The following is a 15,513-nucleotide window of genomic DNA, read 5'->3' as shown; positions in this document are numbered from 1 at the left end:
ACCGCGCGCCGGGCGTTTTTTTGTCCGCCCTACCAGTTCACGAGCTGCCGCATCTTGCGTCGCAGCTCGCGTTCGCGCTTCTGCTCGGCGTTCCAGTCGTCGCGGATGGCCAGCGTGACCGACAGCGCCATCAGCAGGATCACGAACGCAAAGGGCAGCGCGAACACGATGGTCGCCGTCTGGATCGCCTTGATGCCGCCCGCGAACAGCAGGCTCAGCGCAATGGCCGCCACCAGCACGCCCCAGGTGATCTTCACGCGGGCCGGCGGATTCGGGTTGCCCTTGGTGCTCATGATGCCCAGCACCAGCGTCGCGGAATCGCCCGAGGTCACGAAGAACACGAACACCAGCAGCGTCGCCACGATCGACAGCAGCCCGCCCATGGGCATCGCCTTGAACATCACGAACATGGTGGTCGACACGTCGGCCTTCACCGACTCGACCAGCGGCACGCCCTGGAAGATCTCGAAGTTGAGCGCCGCGCCGCCGAACACCGAGAACCACGCGAAGCCCACCAGCGTGGGCGCGATCACCGTGCCCAGGATGAACTGGCGGATCGTGCGGCCGCGCGACACGCGCGCAATGAACAGGCCCACGAACGGCGACCACGCCAGCCACCAGGCCCAGTAGAAGAGCGTCCAGTCGGCCACCCACGAGCTGTTGCGGAACGGGTTCATGCGCAGGCTCATGCGCACGAACTCGGCCAGGTACGAGCCCAGCGTGTTGGTGAAGGTCTCGACGATGGCGATGGTCGGCCCCACCACCAGCACCGTGAGCGCCAGCAGCGCCGCCAGCACCAGGTTGCCCATCGACAGCCACTTCACGCCGCGCTCGACGCCCGTGACCGCCGAGGTGATGAACAGCACCGTCGTCACCACGATGATCGCCGCCTGCGTCCAGCGGCCAATCTCCGCGCCGAAGGCCGCATGCAGCCCACTGTTGATCTGCGTCGCGCCCATGCCCAGCGAGGCCGCGACACCGAAGGCGGTGGCCACCACGGCCAGCACGTTGAAGGCCGGCGACAGCCGCTGCACGAAGCGCCACGGCAGCGCCTCGGTGGCCGAGCTGACCAGCGGCAGCGCCTTGCGGCGGAAGCTGAAGAAGGCGATCGACAGGCCGACGATGCCGTAGATCGCCCAGGGGTGCAGCCCCCAGTGGAAGAAGGCGTAGCGCATGGCCACGCCGGCCGCATCGGGCGTGCCGGGGGTCACGCCCGGCGGCGGGTTCGCGTAGTGCGAGATCGGCTCGGCCACGCCCCAGAACACCAGGCCGATGCCCATGCCGGCCGCGAACAGCATCGCGAACCAGGCGCCGATGGAGAACTCGGGCTCGTCGTCTTCATCGCCCAGCTTCAGGTCGCCGAAGCGGCTGAAGGCCAGGAAGAACGCCAGCACCACCAGCCCCAGCACCACCCACAGGTAGAACCAGCCGAAGTTGCGCGTGATGTCGGCAAGCGCGGTGCTGAACACGCGGTCGAGCGACGCGGGAGACACCAGCCCCCACAGCACGACCACGGCGATCAGCCCGGCGGAGACGATGAGTTGCATGGGGGGTCTCCTGGTGGGGGTGTTGTCGTGCGGGTGCGCGTCAGTCGAGCCGTCGCACCACGTCCATCGCTTCCTCGATGCGGTCGACCGGGTGGATGGTCAGGCCCTCGATCTCCTTCGTGCCCTTGCGCGGCGCGTTGGCCTTCGGCACCACGGCCACGCTGAAGCCGAGCTTGGCCGCTTCGCGCAGGCGCTCCTGGCCGCGCGGCGCAGGCCGCACCTCGCCGGCCAGGCCCACTTCGCCGAAGGCGATGAAGCCCTTGGGCAGCGGCTTGCCGCGCAGGCTGGAGGTGATGGCCAGCATCACGGCCAGGTCGGCCGCGGGCTCGCTGATGCGCACGCCGCCCACCGCGTTGACGAACACGTCCTGGTCCATGCAGGCCACGCCCGCGTGGCGGTGCAGCACGGCCAGCAGCATCGCGAGGCGGTCGCGGTCCAGGCCCACCGACAGCCGGCGCGGGCTCGGCCCGCCGTTGTCGACCAGCGCCTGGATTTCCACCAGCATCGGCCGCGTGCCTTCGAGCGTGACCAGCACCACGCTGCCGGGCACCGGCTCGGCGTGCTGGCTCAGGAAGATCGCGCTCGGGTTGGTCACGCCCTTCAGGCCGCGCTCGGTCATGGCGAACACGCCGATCTCGTTCACCGCGCCGAAGCGGTTCTTGATGGCGCGCACGAGGCGAAAGCTCGAGTGCGTGTCGCCCTCGAAGTACAGCACCGTGTCGACCATGTGCTCGAGCACGCGCGGGCCGGCCAGCGCGCCCTCCTTGGTGACATGGCCCACCAGCACCACGGCCGTGCCGCTGGTCTTGGCAAAGCGCGTGAGGTGCGCCGCGCATTCGCGCACCTGCGCCACCGAGCCGGGCGCGGAGGTGAGCTGGTCGGAGTACACGGTCTGGATCGAGTCGATCACCGCGATGGCCGGGCGCGTGGCGTCGAGCGTGGCGATGATCTTTTCGAGCTGGATCTCGGCCAGCACCTGCACCTGCGAGTGGTCGAGCCCGAGCCGCTTGGAGCGCAGCGCCACCTGCGAGCCGCTTTCCTCGCCGGTGACGTACAGCGCGTTCTGCCCCGCGCGCTGCAGCGCATCGACCGCCTGCAGCAGCAGCGTCGACTTGCCGATGCCCGGGTCGCCGCCGATCAGCGTGACGCCGCCCGACACGATGCCGCCGCCGAGCACGCGGTCGAGCTCGTCGAGCCCGGTGGGCGTGCGCGCGACATCGGTGGCTTCGATTTCCGAGAGCGTGGCGAGTTCGGAGGCGCCCGCGAGCGACGCGAACTGCGTGCCGAAGCGGTTGTTGGCCGGTCCGTTGGCCGCGCCGGCGACCTGTTCGATGAGTGTGTTCCATGCACCGCAGCTGGGGCATTTGCCGAGCCACTTGGGGCTGGTGCCGCCGCATTCGCTGCAGACGAAAGTTGTTTTGTCCTTGGCCATGCAGCGAGTTTAGGGGGCGCGGTTCAGGCGATGGCGAATTCGCGCACCAGCAGGTCCGCGAACGCCGCCGCGGCCGGCGAGAGCGAACGGCCCTGCCGCGTCACGACCGCGATGTTGCGCGCCACCGTCGGGCGCATGAGCCGCCGCGCGACCAGCCGCGTGTGGTCGGCATGCGCGAGGATCGACGCCGGCAGCAGCGCCGGGCCGAGCCCGCTGGCCGCCATCGCGAGCGCCGTGGTCAACAGCGTCACCTCGTAGGCGATGTCCAGCCGCACGCCGGCGGTTGCGGCAGCGATGTCGATGCTGCTGCGCACGCCGTACCCCGGCTTGACCGTGATCAGCGGATGGCCCGCGAGCTGCCGCCAGGTGATGCGGTCGGTGCCGGGCAGGCGCAGGTCGCGGTCGGCAATCACCGCGAGGTGGTCGTGCACGAACACGCGCTGGTCCAGCCCCGGCGTGCGCGCCTGCAGCGTGCCCACGCCGAAGTCGACCTGCTCGCCGAGCACCTTCTCCACGAACTGCCCGGGCGCGCAGTCTTCGATGGCGACCTTCACGTCGGGATGCAGGTCGAGGTAGCGGCGCAGGGCCTTGGGCATCAACGTCTGCGCGATGGTGGACGTGGCCGCGATGCGCACGCGCCCGCGCCGGCCCGCCGCCAGCTCGGCCATGCCGGTGCCCAGTGCATCGAGTTCGGCCAGCACGCGCTCGGCATAGGCGATGGCCTCGTTCGCGGCCTCGGTGCGTTGCAGCGAACGCGTGGTGCGGTCGAACAGGCGCACGCCGAGCCGCGCTTCGAGCTCGCGCAGCAGCACGCTGACGGCCGGCTGCGTCAGCGACAGCGAAGCCGCCGCGCTCGACAGCTGGCCGCTGTGGTACACGGCCGCGAACGCACGCAACTGCCGCACCGAGGGCACACCGCGCATTGATAACGGTTTTTTATGAATGGCCATGAAAGTTTCACTTTTTCCGCGAGCCGGTTCGGCACTGTAATGGCGCCTCACAAGAATCTGGAGACAAGCGACCCATGACCGAGCAACTGCAAGCCCAGGTGCTGATCGTCGGCGCCGGCCCCGTGGGGCTGACGCTGGCCATCGACCTGGCGCAACGCGGCATCGACGTGCTGATGACCGAGATCCGCCACCGCGGCGAACCACCCAACGTGAAGTGCAACCACGTGGCGGCGCGCTCGATGGAGGTGTTCCGCCGCCTGGGCGTGGCGCAGGCGCTGCGCGACGCGGGCCTGCCGGCCGACTACCCCAACGACGTGGCCTACCGCACGGCCGTGACGGGCATGGAGCTGTCGCGCATTCCGATCCCCGCGCGCCGCGAGCGCTACACCGCCACCGGCGGCCCCGACACCTGGTGGCCCACGGCCGAGCCGCCGCACCGCATCAACCAGATCTTCCTGGAGCCGGTGCTGTTCGCGCATGCCGAGGCCACGCCCGGCCTGCGCATCCGCAACCGCACGCGCATCGACGACTTCGAACAGGACGACGAGGGCGTGTGGGCCACGGGCGTGGACCTGGACGACGGCCGCGCGGTGCGCATCCGCTGCCAGTACCTCGTCGGTTGCGACGGCAGCCGCTCGACGGTGCGCAAGAAGATCGGCGCCGGCCTGCACGGCACCGACGTGGTGGGCCGCGTGCAGTCGACCTACTTCCGTGCGCCCGCGCTGCTGGGCCTGCTGAAGCACCCGCCGGCCTGGGCCACCTTCGCGCTGAACCCGCGCCGCTGCGGCAACGTGTACGCCATCGACGGGCGCGAGACCTGGCTGCTGCACAACTACCTGCTGCCCGAGGAGACCGACTTCGACTCGATCGACCGCGACTGGGCGATCCGCCAGATCCTGGGCGTGGGCGAGGACTTCGAGTACGAGGTGATCTCCAACGAAGACTGGGTGGGTCGCCGGCTCGTGGCCGACCGCTTCCGCGACCGCCGCGTGTTCATCTGCGGCGACGCCGCGCACCTGTGGATTCCGATGGCGGGCTACGGCATGAACGCCGGCATCGCCGATGCGATGAACCTCTCGTGGCTGCTCGCGGGCCGGCTGCACGGCTGGTTGGCCGAAGGCGCGCTCGCGGCGCATGAGGCCGAGCGCCAGCCGATCACCGAGCAGGTGTCGCGGTTCGCGATGAACCACGCGCTCGCGCTCCAACGCCAGCGCGAAGGCGTGCCCGAGAACATCGAGGCGCCCGGGCCCGAGGGCGACGCGCTGCGCGCCGTGCGCGGCCAGGCGCTGTACGACCTGAACGTGCAGCAGTACTGCTGCGGCGGCCTCAACTTCGGCTACTTCTACGAGGGCTCGCCGCTCATTGCCTACGACGGCGAGGCCGCGCCCGCCTACACGATGTACGAGTTCACGCCCTCGACGGTGCCGGGCTGCCGCACGCCGCACCTGTGGCTGGACGACGGCCGCTCGCTGTACGACGCGATGGCGATGCCCGGCGAGGGCTACACGCTGCTGCGCTTCGACCCCGCGATCGATGTCGCGCCTCTCGAAGCCGCCGCCGCGGCGCGCGGCCTGCCGCTGCGCACGCTCGACATCCGCGCCTCGGCCGCCACCGCCGTGTACGACCGGCCGCTCGTCATCTCGCGCCCCGACCAGCACGTGGCCTGGCGCGGGCACGCCGTGCCGGTCGACGCGCTCGCGCTGGTCGACCTGCTGCGCGGCGCCACTGCAGTGGCCACACCGACATCCGAAAAAGAAAGAGAGACAAGCCAATGAACCGCCGCCATGCCTTGCGCCATCTGGGCGCGCTGTCCGCCGCCGCCTGCGCCGCAGGCCCCGCCCTCGTGCGGGCACAAGGCGACAAGCCCATCACCCTCGTCGTGCCCTACGCGCCCGGCGGCACGACCGACATGCTCGGGCGGCTCATCGCGCAGCAGCTGGGCGCCGCGCTGGGCCGCACCGTGATCGTCGACAACCGGCCCGGCGCCGGCACCGCCATCGGCGCCTCGCAGGTGGCACGCGCGGCACCCGACGGCACGACGCTGCTGGTCGCGACCAGCACCACGCTCGCCATCAACCCCTGGCTCTACAAGAAGCTCTCGTACGACCCCGCGAAAGACTTCGCACCGGTCGGCCTCATCGGCGCGGTGCCGCTGATGGTGGTGGTGCATCCGTCGGTGCCGGCGACCACGCTGGCCGAGCTGGTGGCGCTCGCGAAGTCGCGGCCCGATGCGCTGAGCTACGGCTCCGCCGGCAACGGCAGCCCGCAGCACCTGGGCGCAGAGATGTTCAAGGTCGCGACCGCGGCGAACATGGTGCACGTGCCCTACAAGGGCAGCGCACTCGCGCTGACCGACCTGCTCGGCGGCCAGCTGCAGCTCATGTTCACCGACATCGCACCGGCCCTGCAGCACGTGCGCAGCGGCAAGCTGCGCGCGCTGGCCGTGACCTCGCGCAAGCGCCAGCCGACCTTCCCCGCCGTGCCGACCGTGGCCGAGTCGGGCGTGGCGGGCACCGCCGATTTCGAGGCGGTGGCGTGGCAGAGCGTGGTCGCGCCCGCGGGCACGCCCAAGGCCTTCATCGACCGCTGCAGCCAGGAGATCGCCCGCCTCGTCGCGCAGCCCGCGCTGCGCCAGAAGCTCGAGAACGAAGGCTTCGAACCGGCCGCGCCCGGGGCGCACGGCGCGGGCGCGCCGGAGCAATTGGCCGCCTACATCCGCAGCGAAACCGAACGCTGGGGTCGGGTGATCCGCGCTTCGGGCACCACGATCGACTGAGCACCCGACGGCCCGCAAGGGTTATCCCGCAGGCGTGTTTTCTCGGCATTCATTTAACATGTTAAATAATTCTGAGAGGCACAGCTTTTGAGCACCACCTTCACGCACCGCAATTTGCCGCGCCTGCTGCTGCAGGCCCGCGAAGCCGTGATGGCCCACACGCGGCCCAGCCTGCGCGAGCACGCGCTGTCCGACCAGCAATGGCGCGTGCTGCGCGTGCTCGGCGAGCACGGCGCGGTCGACACCGGCCGCGTCGCGCGCGAGGCTTTCATCCTCGGTCCCAGCCTCACGGGCGTGCTCGCACGCATGGAGCGCGACAACCTCATCACCCGCGCCCGCGACCCGGCCGACCAGCGCCGCACCGTGGTCGAGGCCACGCCGCACGGCATGAAGCTCGTGAAGCGCCTGGGCACCAGCATCGAGGCGCACTACGACTGGATGGAACAGTCGCTGGGCAAGGCCAAGCTGACGCAGCTCTACGGCCTGCTGGACGAACTGATCGCGCTGGAGCAACCCGAACCATGACCACCTCCTCCTTTCTCCCCACCGGCACCGTGTACGGCACGCTGCTGAACTTCCGCGCCGAGGCCGCGGCGTTCGCGCCGCAGATGACCGAAGCGCCCTACAAGGCACCGCCGAAGGCGCCCGTGCTCTACGTGAAGACGGCCAACACCTGGAGCCCGCACGGCAGCACCGTCACCGTGCCCGCCGCGGTGTCCGACGTGGAAGTCGGCGCCAGCATCGGCATGGTGATCGGCGCCGAGGGCGACATCGAAGGCTTCGTGCTGCTGAACGACCTGTCGATCCCGCATGCGAGCTTCTTCCGTCCGCCGGTGAAGTTCAAGTGCGTCGACGGCTTCCTGGGCATCGGCCCGGCGTTGCGCGACGCGCAGGAGGTGGCCGACCCGGGGCAGTTCCGCGTCGAGGTGCGCATCAACGGCGAACTCAAGCAATCGATCGACTTCTCGCAGCTCGTGCGCCCCGCGCCCCAGCTGCTGGCCGACGTGGGCGAGTTCATGACGCTGGCGCACGGCGACGTGCTGATGCTCGGCTGCGACCTGGGCCGTCCGCTGGCCCGCGCGGGCGACCGCATCGACATTTCCGCGCCGGGGTTCGAGACCCTGAGCAACACGCTGGTGAAGGAAGCAGCATGAAGCACGCACGCGTCATCTTCGAAGGCCGCGAGCACACCGGCACCGCGCACGAATTCAACGGCCAGGCCGACGCGGCCGTGCGGCTCCAAGATGGCCGCGTCGTGCCGCAGGAGCAACTCGTGTGGCTGCCGCCGCTCGCGCCCACGGCGCGCCCGCGCACCATCCTCGCGCTCGGACTGAACTACGCCGACCACGCGAAAGAGCTGGAGTTCAAGGCGCCCGAGGAACCGCTGGTGTTCGTCAAGGGCCAGAGCACGCTCATCGGCCACCGCCAGCTCACGCACCGCCCGGCCGACGTGAAGTTCATGCACTACGAGTGCGAACTCGCCATCGTGGTCGGCAAGACCGCGAAGCACGTGAAGCGCGACGACGCCTACGACTTCATCGGCGGCTACACGGTGGCCAATGACTACGCCATTCGCGACTACCTCGAGAACTGGTACCGCCCCAACCTGCGCGTGAAGAACCGCGACACCTGCACGCCGCTGGGCCCGTGGTTCGTCGATGCGGCCGACGTGGCCGACCCGATGGCGCTCGCGCTGCGCACCACGGTGAACGGCACCGTCACGCAGCAGGGCAACACGCGCGACATGATCTTCGACGCGCCCTTCCTCATCGAATACTTCAGCCGCTTCATGACGCTGTCGCCGGGCGACCTGATCCTCACCGGCACGCCCGACGGCGTGGTCGATTGCCAGCCGGGCGACGTGGTCGTGACCGAGATCGACGGCATCGGCGCGCTGGTCAACACCATCGCCGCGCGCTGATCGGCTGACTGCGCCACCCCTTTCAAAAAAACGGAGACACACCGCCATGACGACCGCCAGAACCCGGACCTTCCGCCTTGCTGCCGCCTTCGTGGCGGCCAGCGCCGCCACGCTGCTGCTCGCACCGGCCGCCACCGCACAGACCGCCTCGACCTACCCGACCAAGCCCGTGCGCTGGGTCGTGGGCTACCCGGCCGGCGGCGGCACCGACTACCTCGCGCGCACGGCCGGTGCGCAGCTCTCGCAGCAGCTCGCACAGCCCGTCACGGTCGACAACCGCCCCGGCGCGGGCGCGATCATCGCGTCGGAAAACGTGGCGCGTTCGCCGGGCGACGGCTACACCGTGTTCTCGGCCGACAACGGCGTGCTGGTCTACAACCCCGCGCTCTACAAGAAGCTGCCCTACGACGCCGAGAAAGACTTCGCGCTGCTCGGCATGATGGGCCGCTCGCCGCTCATCATCACGGCCGCGCCGGGCGCAGGCTTCAGCGACGCCAAGGCGCTCATCGCCGCGCTCAAGGCCTCGCCGGGCAAGTACAGCATCGCCACGCCGGGCACCGGCAGCCCGCACCACCTGGCCTACGAGCTGTTCCAGCGCGAAGCCGGCGTCTCGCTGCTGCACATTCCCTACAAGGGCGGCGCGCCCGCGCTGCAGGACCTCATGGGCAACCAGGTGCCGCTGATGATGCTCGACCTGCCCAGCGGCATCAGCGCCGTGAAGGCCGGCAAGGTCATTCCGCTACTGGCCATGTCGTCCGAGCGCGTGCCGCAGCTGCCCCAGCTGCCGACGGCCAAGGAACTCGGCTACGCCGTCGAGGCCTACACCTGGCAGGGGCTGGTGGCACCGGCCGCCACGCCGAAAGACATCCAGACGCGCCTGGGCGCCGACCTGCTGAAAAGCATGAACGACACCGGCGTGAAGCAGAAGCTCTACGACGCCGGCTGGGAAGCCCGCCCCACGGACGCCGCCGAGATGGCCCGCTTCGTGGACACCGAACGCAAGAAGTGGCACGCGCTGATCAAGGCGCGCGACATCAAGCTCGACTGACGACACACCGCCGCAAGGCCGCAACACCCTCACGCCCATGCAACAGATCCATCACCTCATCGACGGCAAGCAAGTCCAAGGCGCCGACTACTTCGAAACCGTCAACCCCGCCACGCAGGAAGTGCTGGCCGAAGTCGCCTCGGGCGGCGAGGCCGAAGTGAACGCCGCCGTGGCCGCCGCCAAGGCCGCCTTCCCCAAGTGGGCCGGCCTGCCCGCGCCCGAGCGCGCCAAGCTCATCCGCAAGCTCGGCGACCTGATCGCCAAGCACGTGCCCGAGATCGCGCAGACCGAGACCAACGACTGCGGCCAGGTGATCGCGCAGACCGGCAAGCAGCTCATTCCGCGTGCGGCCGACAACTTCTACTACTTCGCCGAGATGTGCACGCGGGTGGACGGCCACACCTACCCCACGCCCACGCACCTGAACTACACGCTGTTCCATCCGGTGGGCGTGTGTGCGCTCATCAGCCCGTGGAACGTGCCCTTCATGACGGCCACCTGGAAGGTCGCGCCCTGCCTGGCCTTCGGCAACACGGCCGTGCTGAAGATGAGCGAGCTCTCGCCGCTGACGGCGGCGCGCCTGGGCGAGCTGGCGCTCGAAGCGGGCATTCCCGCCGGCGTGCTGAACCTCGTGCACGGCTACGGCAAGGAAGCCGGCGAGCCGCTGGTGGCGCACCCCGACGTGCGCGCGATTTCGTTCACCGGCTCCACCGCCACTGGCAACCGCATCGTGAAGAGCGCGGGCCTGAAGAAGTTCAGCATGGAACTGGGCGGCAAGAGCCCGTTCGTGATCTTCGAGGACGCCGACCTCGACCGCGCGCTCGACGCGGCCGTGTTCATGATCTTCAGCAACAACGGCGAGCGCTGCACGGCCGGCTCGCGCATCCTGGTGCAGCAGTCGATCTACGCCGACTTCGCCGCCAAGTTCGCCGAGCGTGCGAAGCGCATCACCGTGGGCGACCCGCTCGACGAGAAGACCATCGTCGGCCCGATGATTTCGCAGGCCCACCTGGCCAAGGTGCGCAGCTACATCGAGCTGGGTCCGAAGGAAGGCGCGACGCTGCTGTGCGGCGGCCTCGAGGCGCCAAGCAACCTGCCCGACCGCGTGAAGAAGGGCAACTACGTGATGCCCACCGTGTTCGCCGATGTCGACAACCGCATGAAGATCGCGCAGGACGAGATCTTCGGCCCGGTCGCCTGCCTGATCCCGTTCAAGGACGAGGCGCACGCCATCGAACTGGCCAACGACATCGCCTACGGCCTGAGCAGCTACGTGTGGACCGAGAACATCGGCAAGGCGCACCGCGTGGCCGCCGCCGTGGAAGCCGGCATGTGCTTCGTCAACAGCCAGAACGTGCGTGACCTGCGCCAGCCCTTCGGCGGCACCAAGGCCTCGGGCACGGGCCGCGAAGGCGGCACCTGGAGCTACGAAGTGTTCTGCGAGCCGAAGAACATCGCGGTGTCGATGGGCTCACACCACATTCCGCACTGGGGCGTGGCGTGAGCGTTCAACGCCGCCTGCTGCTGCAGGGCGCGGCCGCACTCGCGGCCCTGCCCGCGCTGGCACGCGCGCAGACGGCGTGGCCCGCCAAGCCGGTGCGCATCGTCGTGCCCTTCACGCCCGGCGGCACCACCGACTTCGTCGCGCGCCTCGTCGGCCTCGAACTCGGCAAGGCGCTGGGCCAGCCGGTGATCGTCGAGAACAAGCCCGGCGCCGGCACGGTGATCGGCGTCGATGCGGTCGCCAAGTCGGCGCCCGACGGCCACAGCTTCGTGTGCGTGGCCAACAGCTTCACGGCCAACCCCACCCTGGTGCGCAAGCTGCCCTACGACACACTGAAAGACCTGCGCCCGGTCGCGCTCATGGGCATGTCGGAGCACGTGCTCGCCACGCACCCGGGCAGCGGCCTGAAGACGCTGGCCGACCTGCGCAGCCAGGCCAAGGCCAAGCCCGGCACGCTGAGCTTCGCCTCCTTCGGCAACGGCACCTCGGCCCACCTGTCGGGCGAGATGCTCAAGCTGCAGATGGGCCTGGACATCGTGCACGTGCCCTACAAGGGCCAGGGCCCGGCGCTGGCCGACCTGCTCGGCGGCCAGGTGACCGTCATGTTCGGCAACTGGCCCGAGTTCCGCGGCCATGTGCAGGCCGGCAAGCTGGTGGCGCTGGGCATGGCGACCGCGCAGCGCTCGCAGTACGCGCCCGCGATACCCACACTGGCCGAACAGGGCGTGGCCATCGAGTCCAATTCGTGGAACGGCCTGCTGGCCCCGGCCGGCACGCCCGACGCCATCGTGCAACGCGTGAACGCCGAAGTGAACCGCGCGCTCGCCTCGCCGGCCGTGACCGAGGCGTTCCACAAGGGCGGCATCGCGTCGCTGTCGGGCACGCCCGAGCGCTTTGCCGAGTTCATCCGCAGCGAGATCGCGAAGTACGGCGACGTGATCCGCAAGGCCAACATCCAGATCGAGGGCTGACCATGAGCCTCTATGCGATGCAGAAATTTTTGTTCGCGCTGAACCGCGACGCGGACGTGCAGCGCCGCTTCGGCGAAGGCGGCGACACGCGCGCCACGCTGCTGGCCGGCTACGACCTGAACGACGAAGAGCGCGAAGCGATCGGCAGCGGCGACATCGGCAAGCTGTACGTGCTCGGGTGCAACGGCCAGCTGCTGATGCACTTCGCGCCCCTGCTCGGCGTGGCGTGGGCCGACTACCTCGAAGCCATGCGCGAAGGCGTGCGCAAGTACGGCCCCGTGCGCGCCGGCATCTACGCAATGACAACCGGAACCGACGAGAAAGTGGCAGGCGTATGAGTCTCGTATTCGCAGGCGTGTGCAGCCACGCCCCCGGCATCACCGGCCGCGCGCACCTCGCCGACCCGGCGGTGAAGGACGAGTTCCACGCGCAGTTCCATCGCTTCGGCGAGGCGATGCGCGCCACGAAGCCCGACGCGGTGATCGTCATCGCGGCCGAGCACTTCGCGAACTTCTTCATGAACAACATGCCGGCGTATGCGATCGGCATGGCCGACAGCTACGAGGGCCCGATCGAAGACCCGAAGTGGCTGGGCATCGAGAAGCACACCATCCCCGGCGACGCCGCGCTGTCGCAGCGCCTGATCCGCGAGGTGATGCAGACGGTGGACGTGGCCTACGCGGAAGAATGGAAGTTCGACCACGGCATCATGGTGCCGCTGAACTTCCTCACGCCGAACTTCGACACCAAGGTCATTCCCGTGAACATCAACTGCCAGGGCCCGCCGCTCACGCCGCTGCACCGCGCGTGGGCCTTCGGCGAAGCCCTGCGCCGCGCCTGCGACAAGGTGCCCGAGCGCATCGCGCTGGTGGGCACGGGCGGCATCTCGCACTGGCCGGCCACGCCCGATTCGGGCAAGGTCAATGCCGAGTGGGACGCCGAGTTCATGCGCCGCTGGTGCGCCAACGACCGCGAGGCGCTGCTGTCGCAGGCCGACTACGGCGACGAGGCCACCTACCGCGAAGCGGGCCAGGGCGGCTTCGAGATCCGCACCTTCCTGAGCGTGGCCGCGGCCGCGCGCGGCAAGGGCGAGATCTTCCACATGAAGGCCATCCCGATCTTCGCGGTGACCTGCACGGCCGCGACGATGTCGGTGGTTTGAACGGAGCACGACCATGCCGCACCTGGTGATCCTGTACACGCCCAACATCGAAGCCGAGACCGACATGTCGGCGCTGTGCCGCACGCTGGCCGACACCATGCTCGAACAGCGCGACGAGGCCGGCAAGCCGGTGTTCCCCACAGGCGGCACGCGCGTGCTGGCCTACCCCGCCGCCCACTACGCGGTGGCCGACGGCCGGGCAGACTACGCCTTCGTGTACCTCAACCTGCGCATGGCCTCGGGCCGCTCCGAGGCGGTGAAGAAGAAAGCCGGCGACGAGCTGCTGGCCGCCGTGCGCGCGCATTTCGAGCCCGTCTTCACGCAGCGCCACATCGGCATCACGCTGCAGATCGACGAAGCGCCGGGGCAGGTGTACGACGGCAAGCACAGCAACCTGCATCCCCTGTTCAACAAGCCATAAAGAAGAAGCGAGCCCCCATGCTCTCCACCGCCACCATCGCCCAACTGGCCGCCGAACTGCACGAGAGCGAGAAGTCGCGCGTGCAGGTCGAGCATTTCTCCAAGCGCTTCCCCGAGATGACCATCGAGGACGGCTACGCCATCTCGCGCGAATGGGTGAAGCACAAGATCGCCGAAGGCCGCATCGTGAAGGGCCACAAGATCGGCCTCACCTCGCGCGCCATGCAGCAGGCCAGCCAGATCACCGAGCCCGACTACGGCACGCTGCTGGACGACATGTTCTTCGAGCAGGGCGGCGACATCCCGTTCACGCGCTTCATCGCGCCGCGCATCGAGGTCGAGCTGGCCTTCGTGCTCGGCAAGAAGCTGCAGGGGCCCAACGTGACCATCTTCGACGTGCTGGCCGCCACCGACTACGTGGTGCCCGCCATCGAGATCATCGACGCGCGCATCGAGCAGTTCGACCGCCACACCAAGGCCATGCGCAAGGTGTTCGACACCATCGCCGACAACGCGGCCAATGCCGGCATCGTGCTCGGCGGCCGGCCGGTGAAGCCCGACGCGGTCGACCTGCGCTGGGTGAGCGCGCTGCTCTACAAGAACGGCGTGATCGAAGAGTCGGGCGTGGCCGCAGCCGTGCTCAACCACCCGGCCACCGGCGTGGCCTGGCTCGCGAACAAGCTCGCGCCGTGGGACGAATGCCTCGAAGCCGGCGAGATCGTGCTGGGCGGTTCGTTCACGCGCCCCACCAACGCCGTGCCGGGCGACACCTTCCACGCGGACTACGGCCCGCTCGGCTCCATCGCCTTCCGTTTTGTATGAAGCTCGCCCCCAGGCTTCGCGCACTTCGTGTCGCTTCGCCAACCCCCTACCGGGGGCAACACCAGCGGCCCGGCAAAGCCGGTTCCGCGGTGTTCCACGAATGAAACCGTCACCCATCGACCTGTCGGACTGAACCATGCACACCCCACTCAACACCTTCAAGCAGGCCCTGCAGGCCGGCCAACCCCAGATCGGCCTGTGGGTCGGCCTGGGCGACGGCTACGTGGCCGAGCTGCTGGCCGGCACCGGCTACGACTGGCTGCTGGTCGACGGCGAGCACGCGCCCAACGACGTGCGCTCGGTGCTCGCGCAGCTGCAGGGCATTTCCAGCGCGTGGTCGGCGCAACCCGACGCGCAGCGCTCGCATCCCGTCGTGCGCATTCCGGTCGGCGACACCACGCTGATCAAGCAGTACCTGGACATCGGCGCGCAGACGCTGCTGGTGCCGATGGTCGACACCGCCGAGCAGGCCGCGAAGCTGGTTCAGGGCATGCGCTACCCGCCCGAAGGCATCCGCGGCATGGGCAGCGCATTGGCGCGTGCCTCGCGCTGGCAGGCCTACCCGAACTACCTGCACGAAGCCAACGCGCAGACCTGCCTGCTGGTGCAGGCCGAGACGGTCGAGGCGATGAAGAACATCGACGCCATCGCGGCCACGCCGGGCGTGGACGGCGTGTTCATCGGCCCGGCCGACCTGTCGGCCTCGATGGGCTTCGTGGGCCAGCCCAACCACCCCGAGGTGCAGGCCGTGATCGCCGACGCCATCGCGCGCATCCGCAAGGCCGGCAAGGCGGCCGGCATCCTGTCGACCACCGAGGAGCAGGCGCGCAAGTGGCTCGCGGCCGGCGCGCTGTTCGTGGCCGTGGGCGTCGACACCATCCTGCTCGCGGCCGCCGCCAAGCAACTGCTCGCGAAGTACAAGGCCGCGCCGGGCGCCACCGCGCCCAACGGCTACTGATT

The 15,513-nt window shown here is 69.4% G+C and carries 16 protein-coding genes; 13 read left to right on the top strand and 3 right to left on the bottom strand.

All coding sequences use genetic code 11. The features are described 5' to 3' along the window. Window positions 1-29: 29 nt before the first annotated feature. Genes AC07O4_RS26440 through AC07O4_RS26430 form a run of 3 tightly spaced genes read right to left on the bottom strand, consistent with a single transcriptional unit; the run spans window position 30 to window position 3,902 of the window. Window positions 30-1,547: a BCCT family transporter gene (locus AC07O4_RS26440; RefSeq protein WP_495306080.1), complete on the bottom strand. Its 1,518-nt coding sequence runs from the start codon at window positions 1,545-1,547 to the stop codon at window positions 30-32. Between the two features lie 40 nt (window positions 1,548-1,587). Further along, entirely contained in the window at window positions 1,588-2,979 is a 1,392-nt protein-coding gene (gene radA, locus AC07O4_RS26435) for a DNA repair protein RadA (RefSeq protein WP_070063503.1), read from the bottom strand. A 23-nt stretch (window positions 2,980-3,002) separates the two neighbouring features. Beyond that, the gene (locus AC07O4_RS26430; protein WP_495306079.1) at window positions 3,003-3,902 is read right to left on the bottom strand and encodes a LysR family transcriptional regulator; all 900 of its coding nucleotides are present in this window, start codon (window positions 3,900-3,902) and stop codon (window positions 3,003-3,005) included. A gap of 101 nt (window positions 3,903-4,003) precedes the next feature. Between AC07O4_RS26430 and AC07O4_RS26425 the strand changes: the two genes are divergently transcribed. The 13 genes from AC07O4_RS26425 (at window position 4,004) to hpaI (ending at window position 15,511) form a co-directional block, all read left to right on the top strand. Then, on the top strand, window positions 4,004-5,704 hold the full coding sequence (locus AC07O4_RS26425) for an FAD-dependent oxidoreductase (RefSeq protein WP_495306078.1): 1,701 nt from the start codon (window positions 4,004-4,006) through the stop codon (window positions 5,702-5,704). Beyond that, the gene (locus AC07O4_RS26420; protein WP_495306077.1) at window positions 5,701-6,705 is read left to right on the top strand and encodes a tripartite tricarboxylate transporter substrate binding protein; all 1,005 of its coding nucleotides are present in this window, start codon (window positions 5,701-5,703) and stop codon (window positions 6,703-6,705) included. The genes AC07O4_RS26425 and AC07O4_RS26420 overlap by 4 nt, the downstream gene beginning before the upstream one ends. Window positions 6,706-6,792: 87 nt before the next feature. Then, window positions 6,793-7,230: a homoprotocatechuate degradation operon regulator HpaR gene (gene hpaR, locus AC07O4_RS26415; RefSeq protein WP_056583837.1), complete on the top strand. Its 438-nt coding sequence runs from the start codon at window positions 6,793-6,795 to the stop codon at window positions 7,228-7,230. Next, a complete protein-coding gene (locus AC07O4_RS26410) occupies window positions 7,227-7,859 on the top strand; it encodes a fumarylacetoacetate hydrolase family protein (RefSeq protein WP_495306076.1) in 633 nt (210 codons plus the stop codon). The genes hpaR and AC07O4_RS26410 overlap by 4 nt, the downstream gene beginning before the upstream one ends. Next, window positions 7,856-8,626 (top strand): fumarylacetoacetate hydrolase family protein, encoded by a 771-nt coding sequence (locus tag AC07O4_RS26405; RefSeq protein WP_095743204.1) that lies wholly within the window; start codon window positions 7,856-7,858, stop codon window positions 8,624-8,626. The genes AC07O4_RS26410 and AC07O4_RS26405 overlap by 4 nt, the downstream gene beginning before the upstream one ends. Window positions 8,627-8,672: 46 nt before the next feature. After that, window positions 8,673-9,674 (top strand): Bug family tripartite tricarboxylate transporter substrate binding protein, encoded by a 1,002-nt coding sequence (locus AC07O4_RS26400; protein ID WP_495306075.1) that lies wholly within the window; start codon window positions 8,673-8,675, stop codon window positions 9,672-9,674. Window positions 9,675-9,711: 37 nt separating this feature from the next. Continuing rightward, a complete protein-coding gene (gene hpaE, locus AC07O4_RS26395; RefSeq protein ID WP_495306074.1) occupies window positions 9,712-11,178 on the top strand; it encodes a 5-carboxymethyl-2-hydroxymuconate semialdehyde dehydrogenase in 1,467 nt (488 codons plus the stop codon). Then, window positions 11,175-12,149, top strand: coding sequence for a tripartite tricarboxylate transporter substrate binding protein (locus AC07O4_RS26390; protein ID WP_495306073.1), 975 nt, complete (start codon window positions 11,175-11,177; stop codon window positions 12,147-12,149). The genes hpaE and AC07O4_RS26390 overlap by 4 nt, the downstream gene beginning before the upstream one ends. 2 nt (window positions 12,150-12,151) lie before the next feature. After that, window positions 12,152-12,487, top strand: a complete 336-nt coding sequence (locus tag AC07O4_RS26385) for an aromatic ring-opening dioxygenase subunit LigA (protein WP_159273489.1) — start codon at window positions 12,152-12,154, stop codon at window positions 12,485-12,487. Next, window positions 12,484-13,311, top strand: a complete 828-nt coding sequence (locus AC07O4_RS26380) for a DODA-type extradiol aromatic ring-opening family dioxygenase (protein WP_062476853.1) — start codon at window positions 12,484-12,486, stop codon at window positions 13,309-13,311. The genes AC07O4_RS26385 and AC07O4_RS26380 overlap by 4 nt, the downstream gene beginning before the upstream one ends. A gap of 13 nt (window positions 13,312-13,324) precedes the next feature. Beyond that, window positions 13,325-13,732: a 5-carboxymethyl-2-hydroxymuconate Delta-isomerase gene (locus tag AC07O4_RS26375; protein WP_495306072.1), complete on the top strand. Its 408-nt coding sequence runs from the start codon at window positions 13,325-13,327 to the stop codon at window positions 13,730-13,732. Between the two features lie 17 nt (window positions 13,733-13,749). Further along, the gene (gene hpaH / locus AC07O4_RS26370; RefSeq protein WP_062476860.1) at window positions 13,750-14,553 is read left to right on the top strand and encodes a 2-oxo-hept-4-ene-1,7-dioate hydratase; all 804 of its coding nucleotides are present in this window, start codon (window positions 13,750-13,752) and stop codon (window positions 14,551-14,553) included. Between the two features lie 136 nt (window positions 14,554-14,689). After that, on the top strand, window positions 14,690-15,511 hold the full coding sequence (gene hpaI / locus AC07O4_RS26365) for a 4-hydroxy-2-oxoheptanedioate aldolase (protein ID WP_495306071.1): 822 nt from the start codon (window positions 14,690-14,692) through the stop codon (window positions 15,509-15,511). Window positions 15,512-15,513 lie beyond the last annotated feature (2 nt).

The organism is Variovorax sp. GW821-FHT09D04, from assembly GCF_059416405.1.
The sequence above is the reverse complement of the archived record's forward strand: the minus strand, read 5'-3'. Positions and strand labels throughout refer to the sequence as shown.

What these genes read in the sequence shown, in the direction of transcription:
- AC07O4_RS26440 (WP_495306080.1), bottom strand. Translation starts at nt 1,547, where the DNA reads ATGCAACTCATCGTCTCCGCCGGGCTGATCGCCGTGGTCGTGCTGTGG.
- radA (WP_070063503.1), bottom strand. Translation starts at nt 2,979, where the DNA reads ATGGCCAAGGACAAAACAACTTTCGTCTGCAGCGAATGCGGCGGCACC.
- AC07O4_RS26430 (WP_495306079.1), bottom strand. Translation starts at nt 3,902, where the DNA reads ATGCGCGGTGTGCCCTCGGTGCGGCAGTTGCGTGCGTTCGCGGCCGTG.
- AC07O4_RS26425 (WP_495306078.1), top strand. Translation starts at nt 4,004, where the DNA reads ATGACCGAGCAACTGCAAGCCCAGGTGCTGATCGTCGGCGCCGGCCCC.
- AC07O4_RS26420 (WP_495306077.1), top strand. Translation starts at nt 5,701, where the DNA reads ATGAACCGCCGCCATGCCTTGCGCCATCTGGGCGCGCTGTCCGCCGCC.
- AC07O4_RS26410 (WP_495306076.1), top strand. Translation starts at nt 7,227, where the DNA reads ATGACCACCTCCTCCTTTCTCCCCACCGGCACCGTGTACGGCACGCTG.
- AC07O4_RS26405 (WP_095743204.1), top strand. Translation starts at nt 7,856, where the DNA reads ATGAAGCACGCACGCGTCATCTTCGAAGGCCGCGAGCACACCGGCACC.
- AC07O4_RS26400 (WP_495306075.1), top strand. Translation starts at nt 8,673, where the DNA reads ATGACGACCGCCAGAACCCGGACCTTCCGCCTTGCTGCCGCCTTCGTG.
- hpaE (WP_495306074.1), top strand. Translation starts at nt 9,712, where the DNA reads ATGCAACAGATCCATCACCTCATCGACGGCAAGCAAGTCCAAGGCGCC.
- AC07O4_RS26385 (WP_159273489.1), top strand. Translation starts at nt 12,152, where the DNA reads ATGAGCCTCTATGCGATGCAGAAATTTTTGTTCGCGCTGAACCGCGAC.
- AC07O4_RS26380 (WP_062476853.1), top strand. Translation starts at nt 12,484, where the DNA reads ATGAGTCTCGTATTCGCAGGCGTGTGCAGCCACGCCCCCGGCATCACC.
- AC07O4_RS26375 (WP_495306072.1), top strand. Translation starts at nt 13,325, where the DNA reads ATGCCGCACCTGGTGATCCTGTACACGCCCAACATCGAAGCCGAGACC.
- hpaH (WP_062476860.1), top strand. Translation starts at nt 13,750, where the DNA reads ATGCTCTCCACCGCCACCATCGCCCAACTGGCCGCCGAACTGCACGAG.
- hpaI (WP_495306071.1), top strand. Translation starts at nt 14,690, where the DNA reads ATGCACACCCCACTCAACACCTTCAAGCAGGCCCTGCAGGCCGGCCAA.